The following is a 17,080-nucleotide window of genomic DNA, read 5'->3' on the forward strand; positions in this document are numbered from 1 at the left end:
ACAAGCAATGGAGTAGGAATCGCTGCCATTTTTTGTCGGACAAGCGCAATGTCGGCGATACTGCCTACCTCGGTCCCACGTGACTAACGAAACTTCCTAAGTAAGCCTTTAGCAGGACTAAACGATGAGTCGTCAATTGCATGCCCAGACCTATGTCTGGCTGCAGGTGTTTTCCTGTGCCGCGCGGCACCTGTCGTTCACCCGTTGCGCCGAAGAACTGCACATCACTCCGGGGGCGGTCAGTCAGCAAATTCGTCAACTTGAAGAACGCCTCGGCTTCCGTCTGTTTCATCGGCGCGCACGCGGTGTAGAACTGAGCGCGGAGGGGCAGCGGCTGGCGATCACCGTCAACGAGGCGTATGGCAGCATCGATGCCGAGTTGCGTCGACTGGACGCCGGGATGATCAGCGGGATTCTGCGCGTGCGCTCGATTCCGTCGTTCCTCAGCAAGTGGCTGACCCCGCGCTTGCCACGCCTACAGCAACGCTACCCGGACATTCAGCTGCGGCTGGTCGCCGAAGACAGCAGCGTGCCATTGCATGAGGGCGACTTTGATCTGGCGATCGATTTGAACGACGGCAGTTACCCGGGATTGTTATCCACAGCCTTGCTCGACGAGCAGATTTTCCCGGTGTGCGCACCGAGCCTGTTGCGCGGGCGACCACCGTTGCACGGGCCGGCGGATCTGGTGCATTTCCCGTTGCTGCACGACATCACCGCCTGGCGTGGCAGTTATGAATACGCGGAATGGGAATTCTATTTGAACGCGATTGGTTTTGAGGGCGCCGACGTACGGCGTGGGCATACCTTCAATCGCAATCACCTGACCATCGAAGCGGCGATCGCCGGCATGGGCGTGGCGATTGCCCGCCGCACCTTGCTTAACGATGAATTGGAGCGAGGGACGTTGATTGTGCCGTTTGGCCTGTCGGTGCCCAATCACAAACGCTACGTGTTGCTGTATGCGCCGGGGGCTTTAAGCCATCCGGGCGTACGTGCGGTGCATGATTGGCTGGTCGAAGAGGCGGGGATATTTCGCAGTTTGCACCCGTTGAACGACGGGCAGTTGTGAGCAAGTTTTGCAGCCTCGCGAGGCGACCCAACTCCCGACCTTACCAGTGCTTTGCCCGGTTGTCCGGCTTTTTTTGCGAATGAATATTTATCTTTTTTCAGGGGTTGAAATGTTCGGCAGTCGGGCCGATTGTTGTAACCAAGAGGTCATGAAATTCAATTCAAGGCCTCTCGCGAGCTAGCTGAAATAAGGGATGAACTATGCAAATCCAAGTCAACAGCGATAACCATATTCAAAGTAGTCAACGACTGGAGGAGTGGGTACGTACAACCATTGAGAGCACGCTCGAACGTTATGAAGAAGACCTGACCCGTGTCGAAGTCCACCTGAGCGACGAGAACGGTGACAAACCAGGTCCCCATGACTTGCGCTGCCAACTGGAAGCGCGGCCAAAAGGCCATCAACCGATTTCCGTGACCCATAAAGCCGATTCGCTGGAACTGGCGATCGACGGCGCTGCCGAAAAACTCGAGCACGCACTGGAGCACCTTTTCGGCAAACTGCGAGGTAAGCCACGTGCCGCTGTGGTGCCATTTAGCAAGGCGAATGACGCTCTGCTGGAGGAAGAATTTCTTGAGAACGAACAGGCAGCGATCAACAGTTGATGCGCTGATTTCATAAGCCACCCAATGAGAACGGGCCTGCCAATGCAGGCCCGTTTTTGTTTGTGTCTCTGTCAGAACGCAACCGAAGTCTGCACATAAACCGTGCGCGGCTCACCCACATACTTGCCCTTGTTGTTGTCATCAAACGAGCGCGTGAAGTACTGCGTGTTGAAGATGTTCTTCACCCCCACTGCCACGTTCAGATCCGACAACTGCGGACCGAAGTCATACCCCGCGCGGCTGCTGAACAGCATGTAACCCGGGATCTTGCCGGTGCTGCCATCGGCACTTTCTTTCGAGGTGTTGGCGTTGTCGGCGAACTGGTTGCTCTGGAAGCTGCTGTCGAGATTCAGTTTCCACGGCCCTTCGGTGTAACCGACGCCAATCGTGCCTTTGTGTTTCGAGGAGAACGGCACGCGATTGCCTTTGTTCGGCCCGTCTTCGCGGATGGTCGCGTCGACATAGGCGTAGGTGGCGTAGACATCGAAACCGGCCAGCGCCGGGCTCAAGTCATCCAGTGCGTAGTTGACGCTGGTTTCGATGCCTTGATGGCGGGTTTCGCCTCGTGCGATCACCGAATCGTTGGTCTGGTTGCTTTCGTACTGGTTGTCGAAGTTGATCAGGAACGCGCCGATCTCCGCGCGCAACGCGCCGTTGTCATAGCGGGTGCCGAGTTCCCAGGTGCGGGCCTTCTCCGGTTTCACTTCGCCGCTGGTTACACGGTTGGGCATCTGGCTGTATTGCACACTGCCGAACGAGCCTTCGGTGTTGGCGTACAGGTTCCAGCTGTCGGTCAGGTGATAGAGCACGTTCAGCGCCGGCAGTGCGGTGTTGTAGTCACCCTTGTATTTGACGTTGGTCAGGTTGTTGGTCTGCTGCGATTCGATCATCTCGTAGCGCACGCCCGGGGTGATGGTCCATTTGCCGATGTCGATGCGGTCGTCGACGAAGAACGCGTTGGCTTCGGTGCCGCCACGGGTGTCGCGGTCGTTGCGGCTGGCGGTGGTCGGGTATTCATTACTGCTGATCGGTGTGCGATAGCGCAATTCGTGACCGGCTTCGTTGATGTAGCGGTAGCCGACGCCGACTTCATGGCTGGTCGGGCCGAGGTCGAAACCTTGGGCAAAACGGGTTTCCAGACCGCGCACCCAGTACTCGCGCGGTGACAGCGAGAGGAAGGTGCCCTGATCGAGATAACCGCTGCGCAAGGTCTTGGTGAAGAACGTGTTGGCGGTGAATTCGCGGCGATCTTCCTGATAGCGATAGCCGAAATTGAACATCGTCCGGCGACCCCAGAACTGGTCTTTCGGCCGCGTCGACTGATAAGGATCGGCGTCGTAATCGGCAACGTTCAAACCGCCGGGCATGTCAGCCTTGCCTTCGTAATACTGGGCCATGGCGTTGAAACTGTTGGCTTCGTCGAGCTGATATTTACCCTTGAGGATCAGGTCGTCGATTTCAGTGTCGCTGTGTTCACGCCAGTCGCCGCCACGGGTGCCGGAGTACAACAACGCACCGCCGAGGCCATTGGCGTTGGTGCCGCCGGCCAGCAGGTTGGCGCTGGTCTTGAAACCGTCGTGGCTCGACGATGGGCTGGTTTCAGTCTGGAAGCCACCCTTGACCGTTGGCTCGTCAGGAATGGCCCGGGTGACGAAGTTGACCACGCCGCCGACGTTCTGCGGGCCGTAACGCACCGCGCCACCGCCGCGCACCACGTCCACGGCATCCATGTTGCCCATGCTGATTGGGGCGAACGACAGTTGTGGCTGACCGTATGGCGCGAACGGCACAGGAATGCCGTCCATCAACACGGTCGAGCGTGCAGCCAGTCGCGGATTCAAACCACGAATGCCGAAGTTCAGCGCCATGTCATGGCTACCGGTGCCGTTGTTTTCCGGGGCGTTGACGCCGGGGATGCGGTTGAGCACATCGCGCGCCTGCGTTGCGCCCTGGCGCTCGAACTCTTCGCGGCGAATCACGTCGCGAGCACCGGGATGTTCGAACACATTGATCTGCGCAGCATCGCCGAGCCAGTCGCCGACGACGGTCGAAGTATCCAGTTCCACCGCGCCATCCGCCACCGGCTGCAGGCTGAAGGCATTCTTGCCCTCGGCGCGGGCTTGCAGGCCGCTGCCTTCGAGCAATGCATTCAATCCCTGCTCAGGTGTGTAACTGCCTTCCAGGCCACGACTTTGCACACCGCTGGTGACTTGCGAACCGAAGGAGATCAACACCCCGGCGTCACGGCCAAACTGGTTGAGGGCATTTTCCAGCGACGACGGCGCGATGTGATAAACCTTGGCATCGGCAGCCACTGCGGCGGGCAGGGCGCTGAAACTCAGACTGGCGCCGAGGACGAGGTTGCGCAGGCTGCGAGCCAGTGGCGTGAGGCGGGTGGGGTGCATGGTGGATGATCCTGAGAAGGTTGAATCAAGGGGCTTTCCTTCTCTGTCACGCCAGATCTGAAAAACGGCTCACGATTTACAAATATTTTTTTGAATGTCTGCTTTTGTGGCGAGGGAGCTTGCTCCCGCTGGACTGCGCAGCAGGCCCCTTCTTTAAAAGAGGGGCCGCTCCGCGCCCTGGCGGGAGCAAGCGCCCTGGCGGGAGCAAGCGCCCTGGCGGGAGCAAGCTCCCTCGCCACAGTGTTCTCTCAAGTTCTGGTGTTTAAGCCCGCGCTTCGACGCTTACCCAGTAGCGGGTAAAGCGCTTCACTTTCACTGGCAAACTGATCTCCAGCAGATCAAGAATCCGCTCGCTGTCGTCCAGCGGGTACGTCCCGGAGATCAACAGATCGGCGACTTTCCGGTCGCAATTGAGCTGGCCGCGACGGTAGCGGCCGAGTTCATCAAGGAAGTCGCCCAGACGCATATGCGCAGCGACCAACATGCCATCGGCCCACGCGCCGCTGTTGGCGTCCAGCGGTTTGGCTGCGCCCACGGACGCAGAGGTGAAACTCAGTTGCCGCGCGACCGGCAGCAAGATCGGCGCACGTCCATTGCTGCTCAGTTCGACCCGACCTTCAAACAGCGCAACCTGGGTGCGATCGGCAAACTGGCGCACATTCAGGCGCGCGCCTTGGGTTTTCAGCAGGCCCTGAGCCGTGCGTACTTCGAAGGACTGTGTGGCGGTCAGAAGGATTTCGCCTTCGAGCAAGCGGATCAGTCGCGCCGAAGCGTCGACATCTGCCGCGCTGGCGGTGTTGAGTTGCAACTGATCGCCGCTGCCCAAGGAAAATTTGCGCCGCTGACCCAGCGGGCTGCGGTAATCGGCGAGCAACGACGGCAGCGGATTGTGTTCGCGCATGCCCCAGGTAACCGCCGAACCGGCGCCGAGAATCAGCAGAAGCTTGAGCGCCTGACGACGGCTGCCGGCTTTCGCTCCGTTTAACGTCGCATGCGCCAGCGGCGACGACACGCCGCGCAAACGCTGATTGACCCGCTGAATATGCTCCCACGCCCGCCGATGTTCGCTGTGCGCCTCAAGCCATTGTTGCCAGGCCTGTTGCTGGCGCGGGGAGAGCGTGCCTTGCTGCATTTCCATCAGCCAATGCACGGCCTGTTCAGCCACTTGGGAGGAGAAATCCGGTGCGCGGTTCATAGGGCGAAGTAGCAGCGCATGGCGGCTTTGTTCAGATGACGTTTGACCGTGGCCACGGAAATGCCGAGTTCGGCGGCAATCTGTGGATAAGTCAGCCCATCGACCTGCGCCAGCAAAAAGGCGCGTTTGACCTGACGCGGCAAACCGTTGAGCCATTCATCCAGCTCCATCAGGGTTTGCAGGATGATTGCTCTGTCTTCTTCCGACGGCGCGGCCATTTCCGGCATCTGCGCCAGAGTCTCGAGGTAGGCGCGCTCCAGATCCTGGCGGCGGTAATGATTGAACAGAACGCGCTTGGCCAGCGTCGTCAGAAAGGCGCGTGGCTCGATGATCACCGGCGGCTCGCGGGCGGTCAGCACCTTGATGAAGGTGTCCTGCGCCAGGTCCGCCGCGCTGTCCGGGCAACCGAGTTTGCGCCGTAGCCAGCCGGTGAGCCAGCCGTGATGGGCCTGATAGAGCGATTCGACGGGATGGACGGACGACAACGGTGAACTCCGGGCGCTTTCTTTGCGCGGTAGAGTGTGCGTTAGAGAACAAGAACTGTTCGCATTGTAGGGGGCGAAAGCATCAGCCGGCAATCAGATGCTTTTGCGTATGAGAATATTTATCATTAATATTGCTCGCCTGTAGGTTCGGCTCACCGGTCGGACGGTTTTCGTTTCAGGGTCGAAACATGAAAGGCAAACTCGCCACACTTCCTATGTCCTATCGCCTGGCCGTCACCTCACGGGTGTTGGCCGCGGTGTTTGGCGGCTATCTCGTTGCGGCGCTAGCCAGTGTCACCCTGACGCTGTGGCTGCCGTTGAGCCGTGCCGAAGCGGTGGTGACCGGCATGACCGTTTCCTTTCTGGTCTATCTGGTGGCGGTGCTCTGGTGTTTTGCCTGCCGCACGGCATGGTCGGCCTGGGTCGGTTTGCTGGTGCCGAGCGTGATTCTGGCGACCATCTCCGGCGCCGCACGCGGATTGGGCCTGGCATGAAAGAAGGTTTTCGTCAGGCGATGGCCTGGCTGCACACCTGGGCCGGACTGGTGTTCGGCTGGTTGCTGTTCGCGATTTTTCTGACCGGGACGCTGGCGTACTTCAAGGATGAGATCAGCCACTGGATGCAGCCGGAAATCCCCGCGCGCTCAGCGAGTGCCGAGACCAGCCTGACGCTGGCGCAAAATTATCTGCAGCAACACGCGGCCGGCGCCTCACGCTGGCTGATCGATTTGCCTGATGCCCGAGATCCGGGCCTGACCGTGCGCTGGCAGCCAGCGCCGGCCAATCCCGGCGAGCGCGGGCGTTTCGAGTCGAAAACCCTCGATGCGCAAACCGGCGCCGAAGTGCAGGGCCGCGACAGCATGGGCGGCGAGTTCTTCTACCGTTTCCACTTCCAGTTGCAAATGCCTTATCCGTGGGGCCGTTGGCTGGCGACGATTGCCGCGATGGTGATGTTGGTTGCGCTGATCACCGGGATCATCACCCACAAGAAAATCTTCAAGGACTTCTTCACTTTCCGCCCGCGCAAGGGCCAGCGTTCCTGGCTTGACGGGCATAACGCGGTGGGTGTGCTGGTGCTGCCGTTTCATTTGATGATCACCTACAGCAGCCTGGTGATTTTCATGTCGATGGTCATGCCGGCGAGCATCGTCGCGTCGTATGGCAGTGACGTGCGCACGTTTTACGACGAAGTGTTCCCGGCGTCGAAAACCCCGCAGCGCGCTGACATCGCGGCACCGTTGGCGGCCATGGCGCCGCTGTTGAGCAAGGCCAGCGAGCAATGGTCGGGCGGCCACACGGCGCGTCTGTCGGTGAGTAATCCGGGGGATGCCAATGCCACGGTGGTGCTGTCCCGTGCGGGCGACCGTGTGGTGCATGATTTCGGCCGCGCCGTGACCTTCAACGGTGTGACCGGGCAGATGCTCGGCAGCACACCGGAGCAACCGCTGGCGATGGCGGTGGGTGGTGCGTTCTACGGCTTGCACATGGGCCACTTTGCCGGGCCGCTCTTGCGTTGGCTGTATTTCATTTGCGGATTGGCTGGCACGGCGATGATCGGCACCGGGCTGGTGATCTGGCTGGGCAAGCGTCAACTCAAACATGCCAAGAGCGGCGTGATGCCGTTCGAGTTGCGGCTGGTGGAGGTATTGAATATCGCCAGCATGGCCGGGCTGGTGTCGGCGGTGGCGGTGTTCTTTTTGGCCAATCGTCTGTTGCCGGTGAATCTCGCCGGGCGCGCAGATTGGGAAGTGAACGCGTTCTTCCTGGCTTGGGGCTTAAGCGTGCTGCACGCGCTATTACGACCGGGACGCAAAGCCTGGGTTGAACAGCTTGTGCTCGGCGCCGCGCTGTTTGTCGCGGTGCCGCTGATCAATGCGCTGACCACCCCTTGGAATCTCGGCGTCACCTTGATGCAGAGTGATTGGGCATTGGCCGGTTTTGATCTGACGTGCCTCGCAACCGGTGTCTTCCTCGCTTGGGCCGGGTGGAAAATGCAGCGTGCCGGCAACACCGTCAGCGTAAAAAAGCCCCGCCGCGAACAGGCTCGGCCGATCACTCTTGAGCAAGGGGCGAACTGATGCTGCTGGCCCTGTTGCTCACCTACACTGGGTTCACCACGTTATGCCTGTCGATGCCTCGCCACCACGATGAATTGCTCGGTCACAAACCGTCCACGCGTCGCCGTCAGGGCCTGAAAGCCGGCGGATGGTTATTGCTGTGTTTGTCGCTGTGGGCGGCGGTGAAGGCCAACGGCTGGAGCTTCGGCCTGGTCGACTGGTTTGCGGTGCTGATGCTCAGCGCCTTGGCCTTGGTCTTGCTGCTGCCGTATCGCCCGCGTCTGGCCTTGGCGCTGGCCGGGTTCAGCCTGCTGGCCAGTCCGGTCGCCGCATGGGCGCAGTGCTGACGTGCTGATCGGTCTGCCACCGGAATCCCGCGACGATGAGCCGCGCGGGGCGCGTGCGCATTTTCTTCAGGTGTTCCTGTCCCAGCGTTCGCAAATGGAAGCGCTGGTGAACCGGCGTGTCGGTTGCCGCGCGACAGCGGCAGACCTGGTGCAGGATCTGTTTCTGCGTTTCTGGCGGCGACCGCTGGTGCAGGTCGAAGAACTCAGCACCTATCTTTTGCGCTGCGCCGGCAACATCGCCATCGACCACCTGCGCAGCGAAGGCACGCGCACGCGGGTCAACGAAGGCTGGCAACCGGACGCGCCGGACAGCCACGGCAGCGAACCGCAAGCGGCACTGGAAGCGGGCAATGATTTGAAGCATGTCGAAGCGGCGTTGCGCGCCTTGCCGGAGCGCACCCGACAGATCTTTTTGCTCAATCGCATTCATGGCCGCAAGTACGCGGACATCGCCAAAGCCATGGGCCTGTCCCAAAGTGCCGTGGAAAAACATATGATGCGCGCCCTTGAGGCCTGCAAGGCCAGCCTGCGCGAACCCGCGCCACGCCTGCCAGGGAAAGCACCGTGAAACCCTCCGATTCCGTCATCCCTACGCCCGCGCAAGAGCAGGCCGCGTTCGCCTGGCTGAGCCTGTTGCATGATCGGCCGAGCGCCGGCGATCAATTGACTTTCAGCCAATGGCTGCGCGCCGATCCGGCGCATGCCGAGGCGTATGCCCAGGCGCAGGTACTTTGGGAACTGAGCGAAGGCCCGGCGCGAACGCTGGCCGATGAAGAGGCCTCGGCCCTGCAAGGCTATCTCGATGCAATGGATCGCCCGCGTCGTCCAGCGCTGTTGCGATGGTCGGGGGCGCTGGCGATGGCAGCGTGTCTGTTGCTGATGGTCAGCCTCGGCACGGGGTGGCAAGCACAGCGCTGGCTCGATGATCTGGGCGCCGATTATGTTTCGGCACCCGGTGAGATCCGCACGGTGACACTGGCCGATCAATCGCAAGTGACGCTGGATGGCGACAGTGCGATTGCCGTGGACTTCAGTCACGGCGAGCGCCGTGTGCAGTTGCGCCGTGGTGCCGGGTTCTTCAGCGTCAGCCACACCGGCGAGCCGTTTGTGGTCGCGGCGGAGCAGGGCGAGGCGCGGGTGCTCGGCACGCAATTCGAAGTGCGTTTGCAGCCTCACGGTGCGCAGGTCACGGTGTTGTCCGGGCGCGTTGGTGTGACGGCGAATCGTGATGCTGAGCAGCAAATTCTTACGGCCGGTCAGCAGGTCGCTTACGGTGACGGTATGGCGGAAAAACTGCACGCGGTGGACAGTGAGGCGCAGTTAGCCTGGCGTCAGGGCTGGCTGACTTACTACAAGTCGACGCTGGCCGATGTGGTGGAGGATCTGCGCCGTTACTACCCGGGACGGATTGTGTTGCTCAATGATGAACTGGCGGCGCGCAAGGTCAGTGGCAGTTTTCCCAGCAAGGATCCGCAGGCGGTGCTCAGTTCGCTGCAAGGGGTGATGGGGTTTGAGCAGCATCAGGTGCTGGGGCATCTGATTATTTTGCGTTGAAGCAAAAGTCAAAAGATCGCAGCCTTCGGCAGCTCCTACAGGGGATCGCATTCCAATGCAGGCGCTGCCGAAGGCTGCGATCTTTTGATCCTGAAAAATATTTTCAGATTTGTGGTGAGGTAAACCCAAGGCCCATCCGTGTAGTGACTGAAACTGCGAGTCATTCGCATCCGTTGCGGTTCTACACAGGTCATTGAGCAATGAAGTCCAGGGCAAAATCGGGTTCGGTCAAACAATGGTTAGGCGTGTCGGCACTGAGCTTTTCGGCATTGGCGCTGTTGCCGATGAGCGTCGCGCTCGCCGCTGAAACCGTCAGCAGCCAGGCGCAAAAGCAGTTCAACTTTTCCCTGGCCGCCAAACCGCTGCCGCAAGCCTTGAGCGACTTCAGCCGCGTCACCGGGCAAAGCGTGGTCTACACCGACGAAGCGCCTTACGGCCTCACCGCGCCGGCCGTCAATGGCCAGATGAGTGCCGAGCAGGCACTGCAACGTTTGCTTAGCGGTTCCGGCCTCAACTTCCGCCGCACCGACAGCCACACGCTGGCGCTGGAGCCCAAGCCTACCGAGGGCGCGCTGAACCTCGGCGCCACCACCATCACCTCGACCCGCGACGAATCGATGAGCTATCAGCCGCCGGAAACCAGTTCGGTGATGCGTTCGTCGGCGTCGTTGCAGGAAGTCCCGCAGACCGTCAACGTCATCCCGGCGCAAGTCATCCGCGATCAAGCGCCGCGTAATCTGGACGATGCACTGGCCAACGTCAGCGGCATCACTCAAGGCAACACCTTGGGCAGCACTCAGGATTCGGTGATGACGCGCGGCTTCGGCGACAACCGCAACGGCTCGATCATGCGCGACGGCATGCCGATCGTGCAGGGCCGCGGCATGAACGCCACCGTCGATCGGGTTGAAGTGCTCAAAGGCCCGGCATCGCTGCTGTACGGCATTCAAGACCCGGGCGGCGTGGTCAACCTGGTCAGCAAGAAGCCTGAACTGACGCAATACAATGCGCTGACCTTGCGCGGCTCGACTTACGGCGAGGGCAAGAACGGCAGCGGCGGCACCCTCGACAGCACCGGCCCGTTGGGCGATTCCGGGCTGGCCTATCGCATGGTGCTCGACCACGAAGACGAAGATTACTGGCGCAACTTTGGCACCCACCGCGAAACTCTGATCGCCCCGTCGCTGGCCTGGTTCGGTGAAAGTACCAAGCTGTTGTTCGCCTACGAGCACCGTGAATTTCTCACGCCGTTTGACCGTGGCACGCTGATCGATCCGCGCACCAATCACCCGCTGAACATCTCGCGCAAAGAACGCCTCGATGAGCCGTTCAACAACATGGAAGGTCGTTCGGACCTGTACCACTTCGAAGCCGACCACGACCTCAACGACGACTGGAAAGCCCACTTCGGTTACAGCTGGAACCGCGAAACCTACGACGCCAGCCAGGTCCGCGTGACCGCCATCGACGCCAACAAGGGCACGCTGACGCGCAGCATGGACGGCACCCAGAATGCGATCAGTACCGACCGATTCACCACCGCCAGCCTTGAAGGCAAGGTCAACGTGCTGGGCATGCAGCATGACCTGGTGTTCGGCGTCGATGACGAGTACCGCAAGATCTACCGCGAGGACTTGATCCGGCAGAAAAGCCTGACCACGTTCAGTTACCTCAATCCGGTGTACGGCCGCGAAGTCGCCGGCACCACCGTCAGCGCTCCCGACAGCGCGCAGACTGATGAACTGCGTAGCGATTCGGTGTTCATGCAGGACTCGATTCACCTCAACGACCAGTGGATTCTGGTCGCTGGCGGGCGTTTCCAGGAGTACGACCAGTACGCCGGCAAAGGCGTGCCGTTCAAAGCCAACACCGACAGCAACGGGCAGAAGTTCGTCCCGCGCGCAGGTCTGGTGTATCGCTACACCGACGCCTTGTCGTTCTACGGCAGCTACACCGAATCGTTCAAACCCAACTCGACCATCGCCCCGCTGAGCGGCAGCAGCACCGTGCTCGACGGCAGCATCGCGCCGGAGGAAGCCAAGTCGTGGGAACTCGGCGCGCGGCTGGACATGCCGGGGCGTGTCACCGGCAACATCGCGTTGTTCGACATCAAGAAACGCAACGTGCTGGTGGCCAATTCCGAAGGCCCGACGACGATTTACAGTGCGGCCGGTGAGGTACGTTCGCGCGGTCTGGAAATGGACCTGACCGGTCAATTGACTGACCACTGGAGCATGATCGGCAGCTACGCCTACACCGATGCCGAAGTGACCGAAGACCCGGATTACAAAGGCAAGCGCCTGCAGAACGTGGCGAAGAATTCCGGTTCGTTGTCGGCGGTGTATGACTTCGGCAGCGTGATCGGCGGCGATCAATTGCGCGTCGGTGCCGGTGCGCGCTATGTCGGCGAACGTGCGGGTAACGCGGTGAATGATTTCGACCTGCCGAGCTACACCGTAGCCGATGCATTTGCCACGTACGACACCAAGGTCGAAGGGCAGAAGGTCAAGTTCCAGCTGAATGTGAAGAACCTGTTTGACCGCACGTATTACACCTCGGCGGCGAGCCGGTTCTTTGTGTCGATGGGGGATGCGCGGCAGGTGTCGTTGTCGAGCACGTTGGAGTTTTAAGGCAAGATCAAAAGCCCCTCATCGGAACGCCGCCCGCCTAACCCTCTCCCCGAGGGAGAGGGGACTGACCGAGGTGTATTGCGCGATACGTCGACCTGAAACATCGAGTCGATTATGGATTCAGAAAAGTACTTTCAGGTCGGTGTAAAGCTTGAGCATCTCCCAATCGGCCCCCTCTCCCTCTGGGAGAGGGCTGGGGTGAGGGGAAAAGGGCTCAACGCAAAAACGCCTGCCGATATTCCCCCGGCGTCCCACCCAACACCTGCTTGAACCGATTAGTGAAATGACTCGCACTGGCAAACCCGCACGCCAGCGCAATCTCGCCCAACGGCAGCGCCGTCCCGCGCAACAATTCCCGTGCCCGACTCAAGCGCCGCGCCAACACATACTGATGCGGCGGCAGGCCGAAACTGGTGCGGAACATCCGCGCAAAGTGGTATTCCGACAGCGCACACAATCCGGCCAATTGGCCGAGGCTGATCGGCTCGGCCAACTGGTTGTCGATGAACTCCACCAGTTGCCGACGTTGATGCGGTGCCAGTCCGCCCTTTAAACGCAACCCCTGACGCGCGCCGACCTGACTGAGCAAGGTGTGGCTGATCAACTCATGGGCGAGGCTGCTGGTCAGCAAGCGTTCGGCGGGTTCGTCCCAGTTCAGCGTCAGCAGTTGCCGGAAGCGTTGCGCCTGTTGTGGGTCTTCGAGAAAAGTCTGCTCGCGCAACTGCATCTCGCGGGGTTCGCGATCGAGCAGTGTGACGCAACCGAGGGCGAATTGTTCGGCGCTGAAATACAGGTGCGCGAGACGGATGTCACCGTTGATCACCCAGCCCGATTCATGATCGGCCGGCAGGATGCACAGCTTGTCCGGTCCGCCTTTTTGCCCGGGTTGATCGCGACGAAAGGTGCCGGTGCCACCGGCGATGTAGCAGGACAACGTGTGGTGGGTGGGCGCTTCGTAATCCTGCGCATCGTGGTGGTTGGTCCACAAAGCGGCAGACAAACCGTCACCGAGCTCGGCGCTGTGCACCAGGCGTGCATTGGGCGAGCTGTTTAACGCTTGAAAGACTTGCAGGGTATCGATGGCGGCCATGGTCGGTTCTCTTCAACGCCTTGCATCCTACTCCGTAGACACCGCGCTGCCAGCCTGCCGCAAGACAAAAGCGCAAGAATCTGCAAGCGCCCCGACGCCGGGTGCATCACGCTCAATCCCTATCCAACGCAAAAACTGTGGCGAGGGAGCTTGCTCCCGCTTGAGTGCGCAGCACTCACAACGATGTATCGGTCGCCCGATATTTGGGGCCGCTTCGCAGCCCAGCGCGAGCAAGCTCGCTCGCCACAGAAAAGCGTTCGGCATTATCTCCAGGAGCTTGCGCTATGAACCTGTCGTTGTATTTGCTGACCGTGCTGATCTGGGGCACCACGTGGATTGCCCTGAAATGGCAACTGGGCGTGGTGGCGATTCCGGTGTCGATCGTCTATCGCTTCGGCCTCGCTGCGTTGGTGCTGTTTGCGCTGTTGCTGCTCAGCCGGCGCCTGCAACCGATGAACCGTCGCGGGCATCTGATCTGCGTGGCCCAGGGCCTGTGCCTGTTCTGTGTCAACTTCATGTGCTTTCTGACCGCCAGTCAGTGGATCCCCAGCGGTCTGGTCGCGGTGGTGTTCTCCACAGCCACTTTGTGGAACGCGCTGAATGCGCGGGTATTTTTTGGCCAGCGCATCGCGCGCAATGTGTTGATGGGCGGTGCGCTGGGGCTGTTCGGTCTGGGCATGTTGTTCTGGCCGGAACTGGCCGCGCATCACGCCAGCCCGCAAACCTTGCTGGGGCTTGGCCTGGCCTTGTGCGGCACCTTGTGTTTCTCGGCGGGCAACATGCTGTCGAGTCTGCAACAGAAGGCTGGACTCAGACCGCTGACCACCAACGCCTGGGGCATGGCCTATGGTGCGGCGATGTTGTCGGTGTGGTGCCTGGTCAAAGGCATTCCATTCGACATGGATTGGAGCTCGCGTTATGTCGGCGCGCTGCTGTATCTGGTGATTCCGGGTTCGGTCATCGGCTTCACTGCTTATCTGACGCTGGTCGGGCGCATGGGGCCGGAGCGCGCGGCTTACTGCACGGTGCTGTTTCCGGTGGTGGCGCTGAACGTTTCGGCGTTTGCTGAAGGCTATCAGTGGACAGCACCGGCGCTGGTCGGGCTGGTGTTAGTGATGCTGGGCAATGTGCTGGTATTTCGTAAACCGAAAAGAGTTGCGGCGCCAGTGCAGGGAAAGTTGGCCTGAAATAAACGAGCGCTGAACTTCAGCGCTCGACTTTCAGGGTGATGTAAATCATCACCGGGAATATGAAGTCAACAATATGTCGTGCCCAGTCCTTGGCGTTCCATGATTGCGAAGTGTCCATGTCAAACCATTCAACCCCCACGGTTTGCAGGCACACGTAATAAATGAAGATGGCCGCGAGTATACCCATGATCGAGAACTTTTTTGCCTCGTGGAATACCTCGGCGGAAGCGTTGATGTTGCGGTATAGCTGATAGGTACCTATCAGGCACAACACCGTATAGGTGACTTCGAGGGTGATGATGAACCAGTAGATACGGTGATGGATCATCGGCGATTCAATGGCTCGATACTTGAGGGTTTCACTGGCAGTGGTGGTGTCCATGCTCAGGATGTGGGCCACGTAAGTGTAGTTTGAGCCATAGTCAGTGAAATTGTGGAACATCACCAGCAGGCCAAAGAAACTGATGTAAGCCATCAATATAACTTTGCTGTAGCGGATAAGTTTTTCGGTGGTCAGGGTGTTCAAGGTTTTAGCTCTCCTTAGCGCTTGTCGATGATTCGATGGCCAGGCGAAGCTTATAATGCTGTTATTTGATTTGGTGTGTTGTTCAATTTCAAGTTGTGTATGGCAGTAACTAACGGGCAAGTGCGTTGTTGCACTTGCCCGTATTTTTTTATCCGCGCCAGACTTGCGGGTTGACCAGATCCTGCGGGCGTTCGCCGAGCAGGGCGCTACGCAGATTGGCCAGCGCACGATTGGCCATGGCTTCGCGGGTTTCATGCGTCGCCGAGCCGATGTGCGGCAGAGTGACGGCGTTACTCAGCTGGAACAGTGGCGATTCGGCTAGCGGTTCTTTTTCGTAGACGTCGAGGCCGGCACCACGAATGCGTTTGTTTTGCAGGGCTTCGATCAATGCCGGTTCATCAACGACCGGGCCTCGGGAGATGTTGATCAGGATGGCGCCGGGTTTCATCAGGGCCAGTTCGCGATGGCTGATCAGGTGGCGGGTCGTGTCGCTGAGTGGCACCACCAGGCAGACGAAGTCGGCTTCGGCGAGCAGTTGATCGAGGCTGCGAAATTGCGCGCCGAGTTGTTGTTCCAGTTCGGTCTTGCGGCTGTTGCCGCTGTAGATAATCGGCATGTTGAAGCCGAAGTGGCCACGGCGGGCGACGGCCGCGCCGATGTTGCCCATGCCGACGATGCCGAGGGTTTTGCCGTGGACGTCACAGCCGAACAGCGGTGCGCCGACGCTGGCTTGCCATTGGCCGGCCTTGGTCCAGGCGTCGAGTTCGGCGACGCGGCGTGCACTGCTCATGATCAGGGCGAAGGCCAGGTCGGCGGTGCTTTCGGTGAGCACGTCCGGGGTGTTGGTGAGCATGATTCCGCGTTCGTTGAAGTAGTCGAGGTCGTAGTTGTCGTAGCCGACGGAGACGCTTGAGACCACTTCCAGTTTTGCGGCGTTTTCCAGTTGTGCGCGGCCGAGTTTGCGGCCGACGCCGATGAGGCCGTGGGCGTGGGGCAGGGCTTCATTGAATTGGGCGTTGATGTCGCCGTTCTTTGGGTTGGGGACGATGACGTCGAACTCTTGCTGGAGGTGTTCGATCATGGGCGGGGTGATGCGGCTGAAGGCCAGGACAGTTTTTTTCATCGTTTTTGGCTCTTGTTCGGGCTTGATACCTAGCAAGCTAACATTTTTGTTTTGGGGTGTCTTGGCGGCCTTTGGGCCGACCAGGCTTTGGGTGGTTTTGGGGGTATATCCGTTTTTTGGGTGATGGCGGCTTAGGGTTCCGCCCTTACGGCGGGTCACTTTTTCCAGACGCCGAAAAAGTAACCAAAAAGGCTTGCTCCTACGTGCGGCCCGCTCGCTGGGGCTCGGGGTTCCTTCGCTGCGGGATCGATCCGGGCGCAGCGCCTACGGTTTGCTTCGCTGCACCTCCTCTCGCTGTGTTTGGCTGCGCCAAACGGTCGCTGCGCTCCCATGCCCGGATCAATCCCTCCACTCAGCCTTCCGACGTCGCCCGTGGGTCAAGATCAAGAGCTGCAGCCGAGCTAACGCTCATCCTGTTGAGTGGTGAGAAACGACGCGATACGGGTATCAAATGGTTGAACTCAATCCCTGTGAGAGCTGGCTTGCCAGCGATGGCGGCCTGACAGCCGACCAATGTCTGGAAGGCTGCACACAATCCAAACTGTGGGAGCTGGCTTGCCAGCGATGCCGGCCTGACCGCCGACGAATGTCTGGCAGGCAGCATGCGATCCCAATGTAGGAGCTAGCCTGCTAGCGATGTCGGCCTGATAGCCGACCAATGTCTGGCAGGCAGCATGCGATCCCAATGTAGGAGTGAGCCTGCTAGCGATGTCGGCCTGACAGCCGACCAATGTCCGGCAGGCAGCATGCGATCCCAATGTAGGAGTGAGCCTGCTCGCGATGGCGGCCTGACAGCCGACCA

General features: G+C 60.1%; 15 protein-coding genes. 9 read left to right on the forward strand and 6 right to left on the reverse strand.

Annotated elements, in window-relative coordinates; all coding sequences use genetic code 11:
* Positions 1-124: 124 nt before the first annotated feature.
* Together BK670_RS18365 and BK670_RS18370 are read left to right on the forward strand one after the other, a co-directional pair.
* Positions 125-1,072: a LysR substrate-binding domain-containing protein gene (locus tag BK670_RS18365; RefSeq protein WP_007914183.1), complete on the forward strand. Its 948-nt coding sequence runs from the start codon at positions 125-127 to the stop codon at positions 1,070-1,072.
* Positions 1,073-1,272: 200 nt separating this feature from the next.
* Positions 1,273-1,677, forward strand: a complete 405-nt coding sequence (locus BK670_RS18370; RefSeq protein WP_095125420.1) for an HPF/RaiA family ribosome-associated protein — start codon at positions 1,273-1,275, stop codon at positions 1,675-1,677.
* A gap of 71 nt (positions 1,678-1,748) precedes the next feature.
* Here the strand turns inward: BK670_RS18370 and fecA are convergent, their stop codons facing one another.
* The 3 genes from fecA to BK670_RS18385 all read right to left on the reverse strand — a co-directional run bounded on the left by fecA (position 1,749) and on the right by BK670_RS18385 (position 5,762).
* The gene (gene fecA, locus BK670_RS18375; protein ID WP_123451795.1) at positions 1,749-4,082 is read right to left on the reverse strand and encodes a TonB-dependent Fe(3+) dicitrate receptor FecA; all 2,334 of its coding nucleotides are present in this window, start codon (positions 4,080-4,082) and stop codon (positions 1,749-1,751) included.
* Positions 4,083-4,344: 262 nt separating this feature from the next.
* Complete coding sequence (locus BK670_RS18380; protein ID WP_123451796.1) at positions 4,345-5,277, reverse strand: DUF4880 domain-containing protein; 933 nt, start codon at positions 5,275-5,277, stop codon at positions 4,345-4,347.
* Positions 5,274-5,762, reverse strand: a complete 489-nt coding sequence (locus BK670_RS18385) for a sigma-70 family RNA polymerase sigma factor (RefSeq protein WP_123451799.1) — start codon at positions 5,760-5,762, stop codon at positions 5,274-5,276. Before BK670_RS18385 ends, BK670_RS18380 begins: the two co-directional genes overlap by 4 nt.
* Before the next feature lie 188 nt (positions 5,763-5,950).
* On the opposite strand from BK670_RS18385, the gene BK670_RS18390 reads away from it, so the two are divergent.
* From BK670_RS18390 to BK670_RS18415, 6 genes are all read left to right on the forward strand, one after another.
* Positions 5,951-6,256: a DUF3649 domain-containing protein gene (locus BK670_RS18390; protein WP_123451801.1), complete on the forward strand. Its 306-nt coding sequence runs from the start codon at positions 5,951-5,953 to the stop codon at positions 6,254-6,256.
* Entirely contained in the window at positions 6,253-7,839 is a 1,587-nt protein-coding gene (locus tag BK670_RS18395; protein ID WP_123451803.1) for a PepSY-associated TM helix domain-containing protein, read from the forward strand. The genes BK670_RS18390 and BK670_RS18395 overlap by 4 nt, the downstream gene beginning before the upstream one ends.
* Entirely contained in the window at positions 7,839-8,165 is a 327-nt protein-coding gene (locus BK670_RS18400) for a DUF3325 domain-containing protein (RefSeq protein WP_123451805.1), read from the forward strand. The genes BK670_RS18395 and BK670_RS18400 overlap by 1 nt, the downstream gene beginning before the upstream one ends.
* A gap of 1 nt (position 8,166) precedes the next feature.
* Positions 8,167-8,733: an RNA polymerase sigma factor gene (locus tag BK670_RS18405; RefSeq protein WP_034154542.1), complete on the forward strand. Its 567-nt coding sequence runs from the start codon at positions 8,167-8,169 to the stop codon at positions 8,731-8,733.
* Positions 8,730-9,719 (forward strand): FecR family protein, encoded by a 990-nt coding sequence (locus BK670_RS18410; protein ID WP_123451807.1) that lies wholly within the window; start codon positions 8,730-8,732, stop codon positions 9,717-9,719. Before BK670_RS18405 ends, BK670_RS18410 begins: the two co-directional genes overlap by 4 nt.
* 200 nt (positions 9,720-9,919) lie before the next feature.
* A complete protein-coding gene (locus tag BK670_RS18415) occupies positions 9,920-12,349 on the forward strand; it encodes a TonB-dependent siderophore receptor (protein WP_123451810.1) in 2,430 nt (809 codons plus the stop codon).
* A 214-nt stretch (positions 12,350-12,563) separates the two neighbouring features.
* Here BK670_RS18415 and BK670_RS18420 read toward each other — a convergent pair whose 3' ends face one another.
* Positions 12,564-13,439 carry an AraC family transcriptional regulator gene (locus BK670_RS18420; protein WP_123451811.1) on the reverse strand — a complete coding sequence of 292 codons (876 nt, stop codon included), beginning with the start codon at positions 13,437-13,439 and terminating at the stop codon, positions 12,564-12,566.
* A 284-nt stretch (positions 13,440-13,723) separates the two neighbouring features.
* Here BK670_RS18420 and BK670_RS18425 point away from each other — a divergent pair, with 284 nt between their 5' ends.
* Complete coding sequence (locus tag BK670_RS18425) at positions 13,724-14,626, forward strand: DMT family transporter (RefSeq protein ID WP_123451813.1); 903 nt, start codon at positions 13,724-13,726, stop codon at positions 14,624-14,626.
* A gap of 19 nt (positions 14,627-14,645) precedes the next feature.
* Here the strand turns inward: BK670_RS18425 and BK670_RS18430 are convergent, their stop codons facing one another.
* On the reverse strand, positions 14,646-15,155 hold the full coding sequence (locus BK670_RS18430; protein WP_123451815.1) for a DUF2165 family protein: 510 nt from the start codon (positions 15,153-15,155) through the stop codon (positions 14,646-14,648).
* Positions 15,156-15,303: 148 nt separating this feature from the next.
* The gene (locus BK670_RS18435) at positions 15,304-16,278 is read right to left on the reverse strand and encodes a 2-hydroxyacid dehydrogenase (RefSeq protein WP_123451817.1); all 975 of its coding nucleotides are present in this window, start codon (positions 16,276-16,278) and stop codon (positions 15,304-15,306) included.
* Positions 16,279-17,080: the final 802 nt, after the last annotated feature.

Origin of the sequence: Pseudomonas fluorescens (assembly GCF_003732425.1) — a bacterium.
Taxonomy (GTDB): domain Bacteria; phylum Pseudomonadota; class Gammaproteobacteria; order Pseudomonadales; family Pseudomonadaceae; genus Aquipseudomonas; species Aquipseudomonas fluorescens_BE.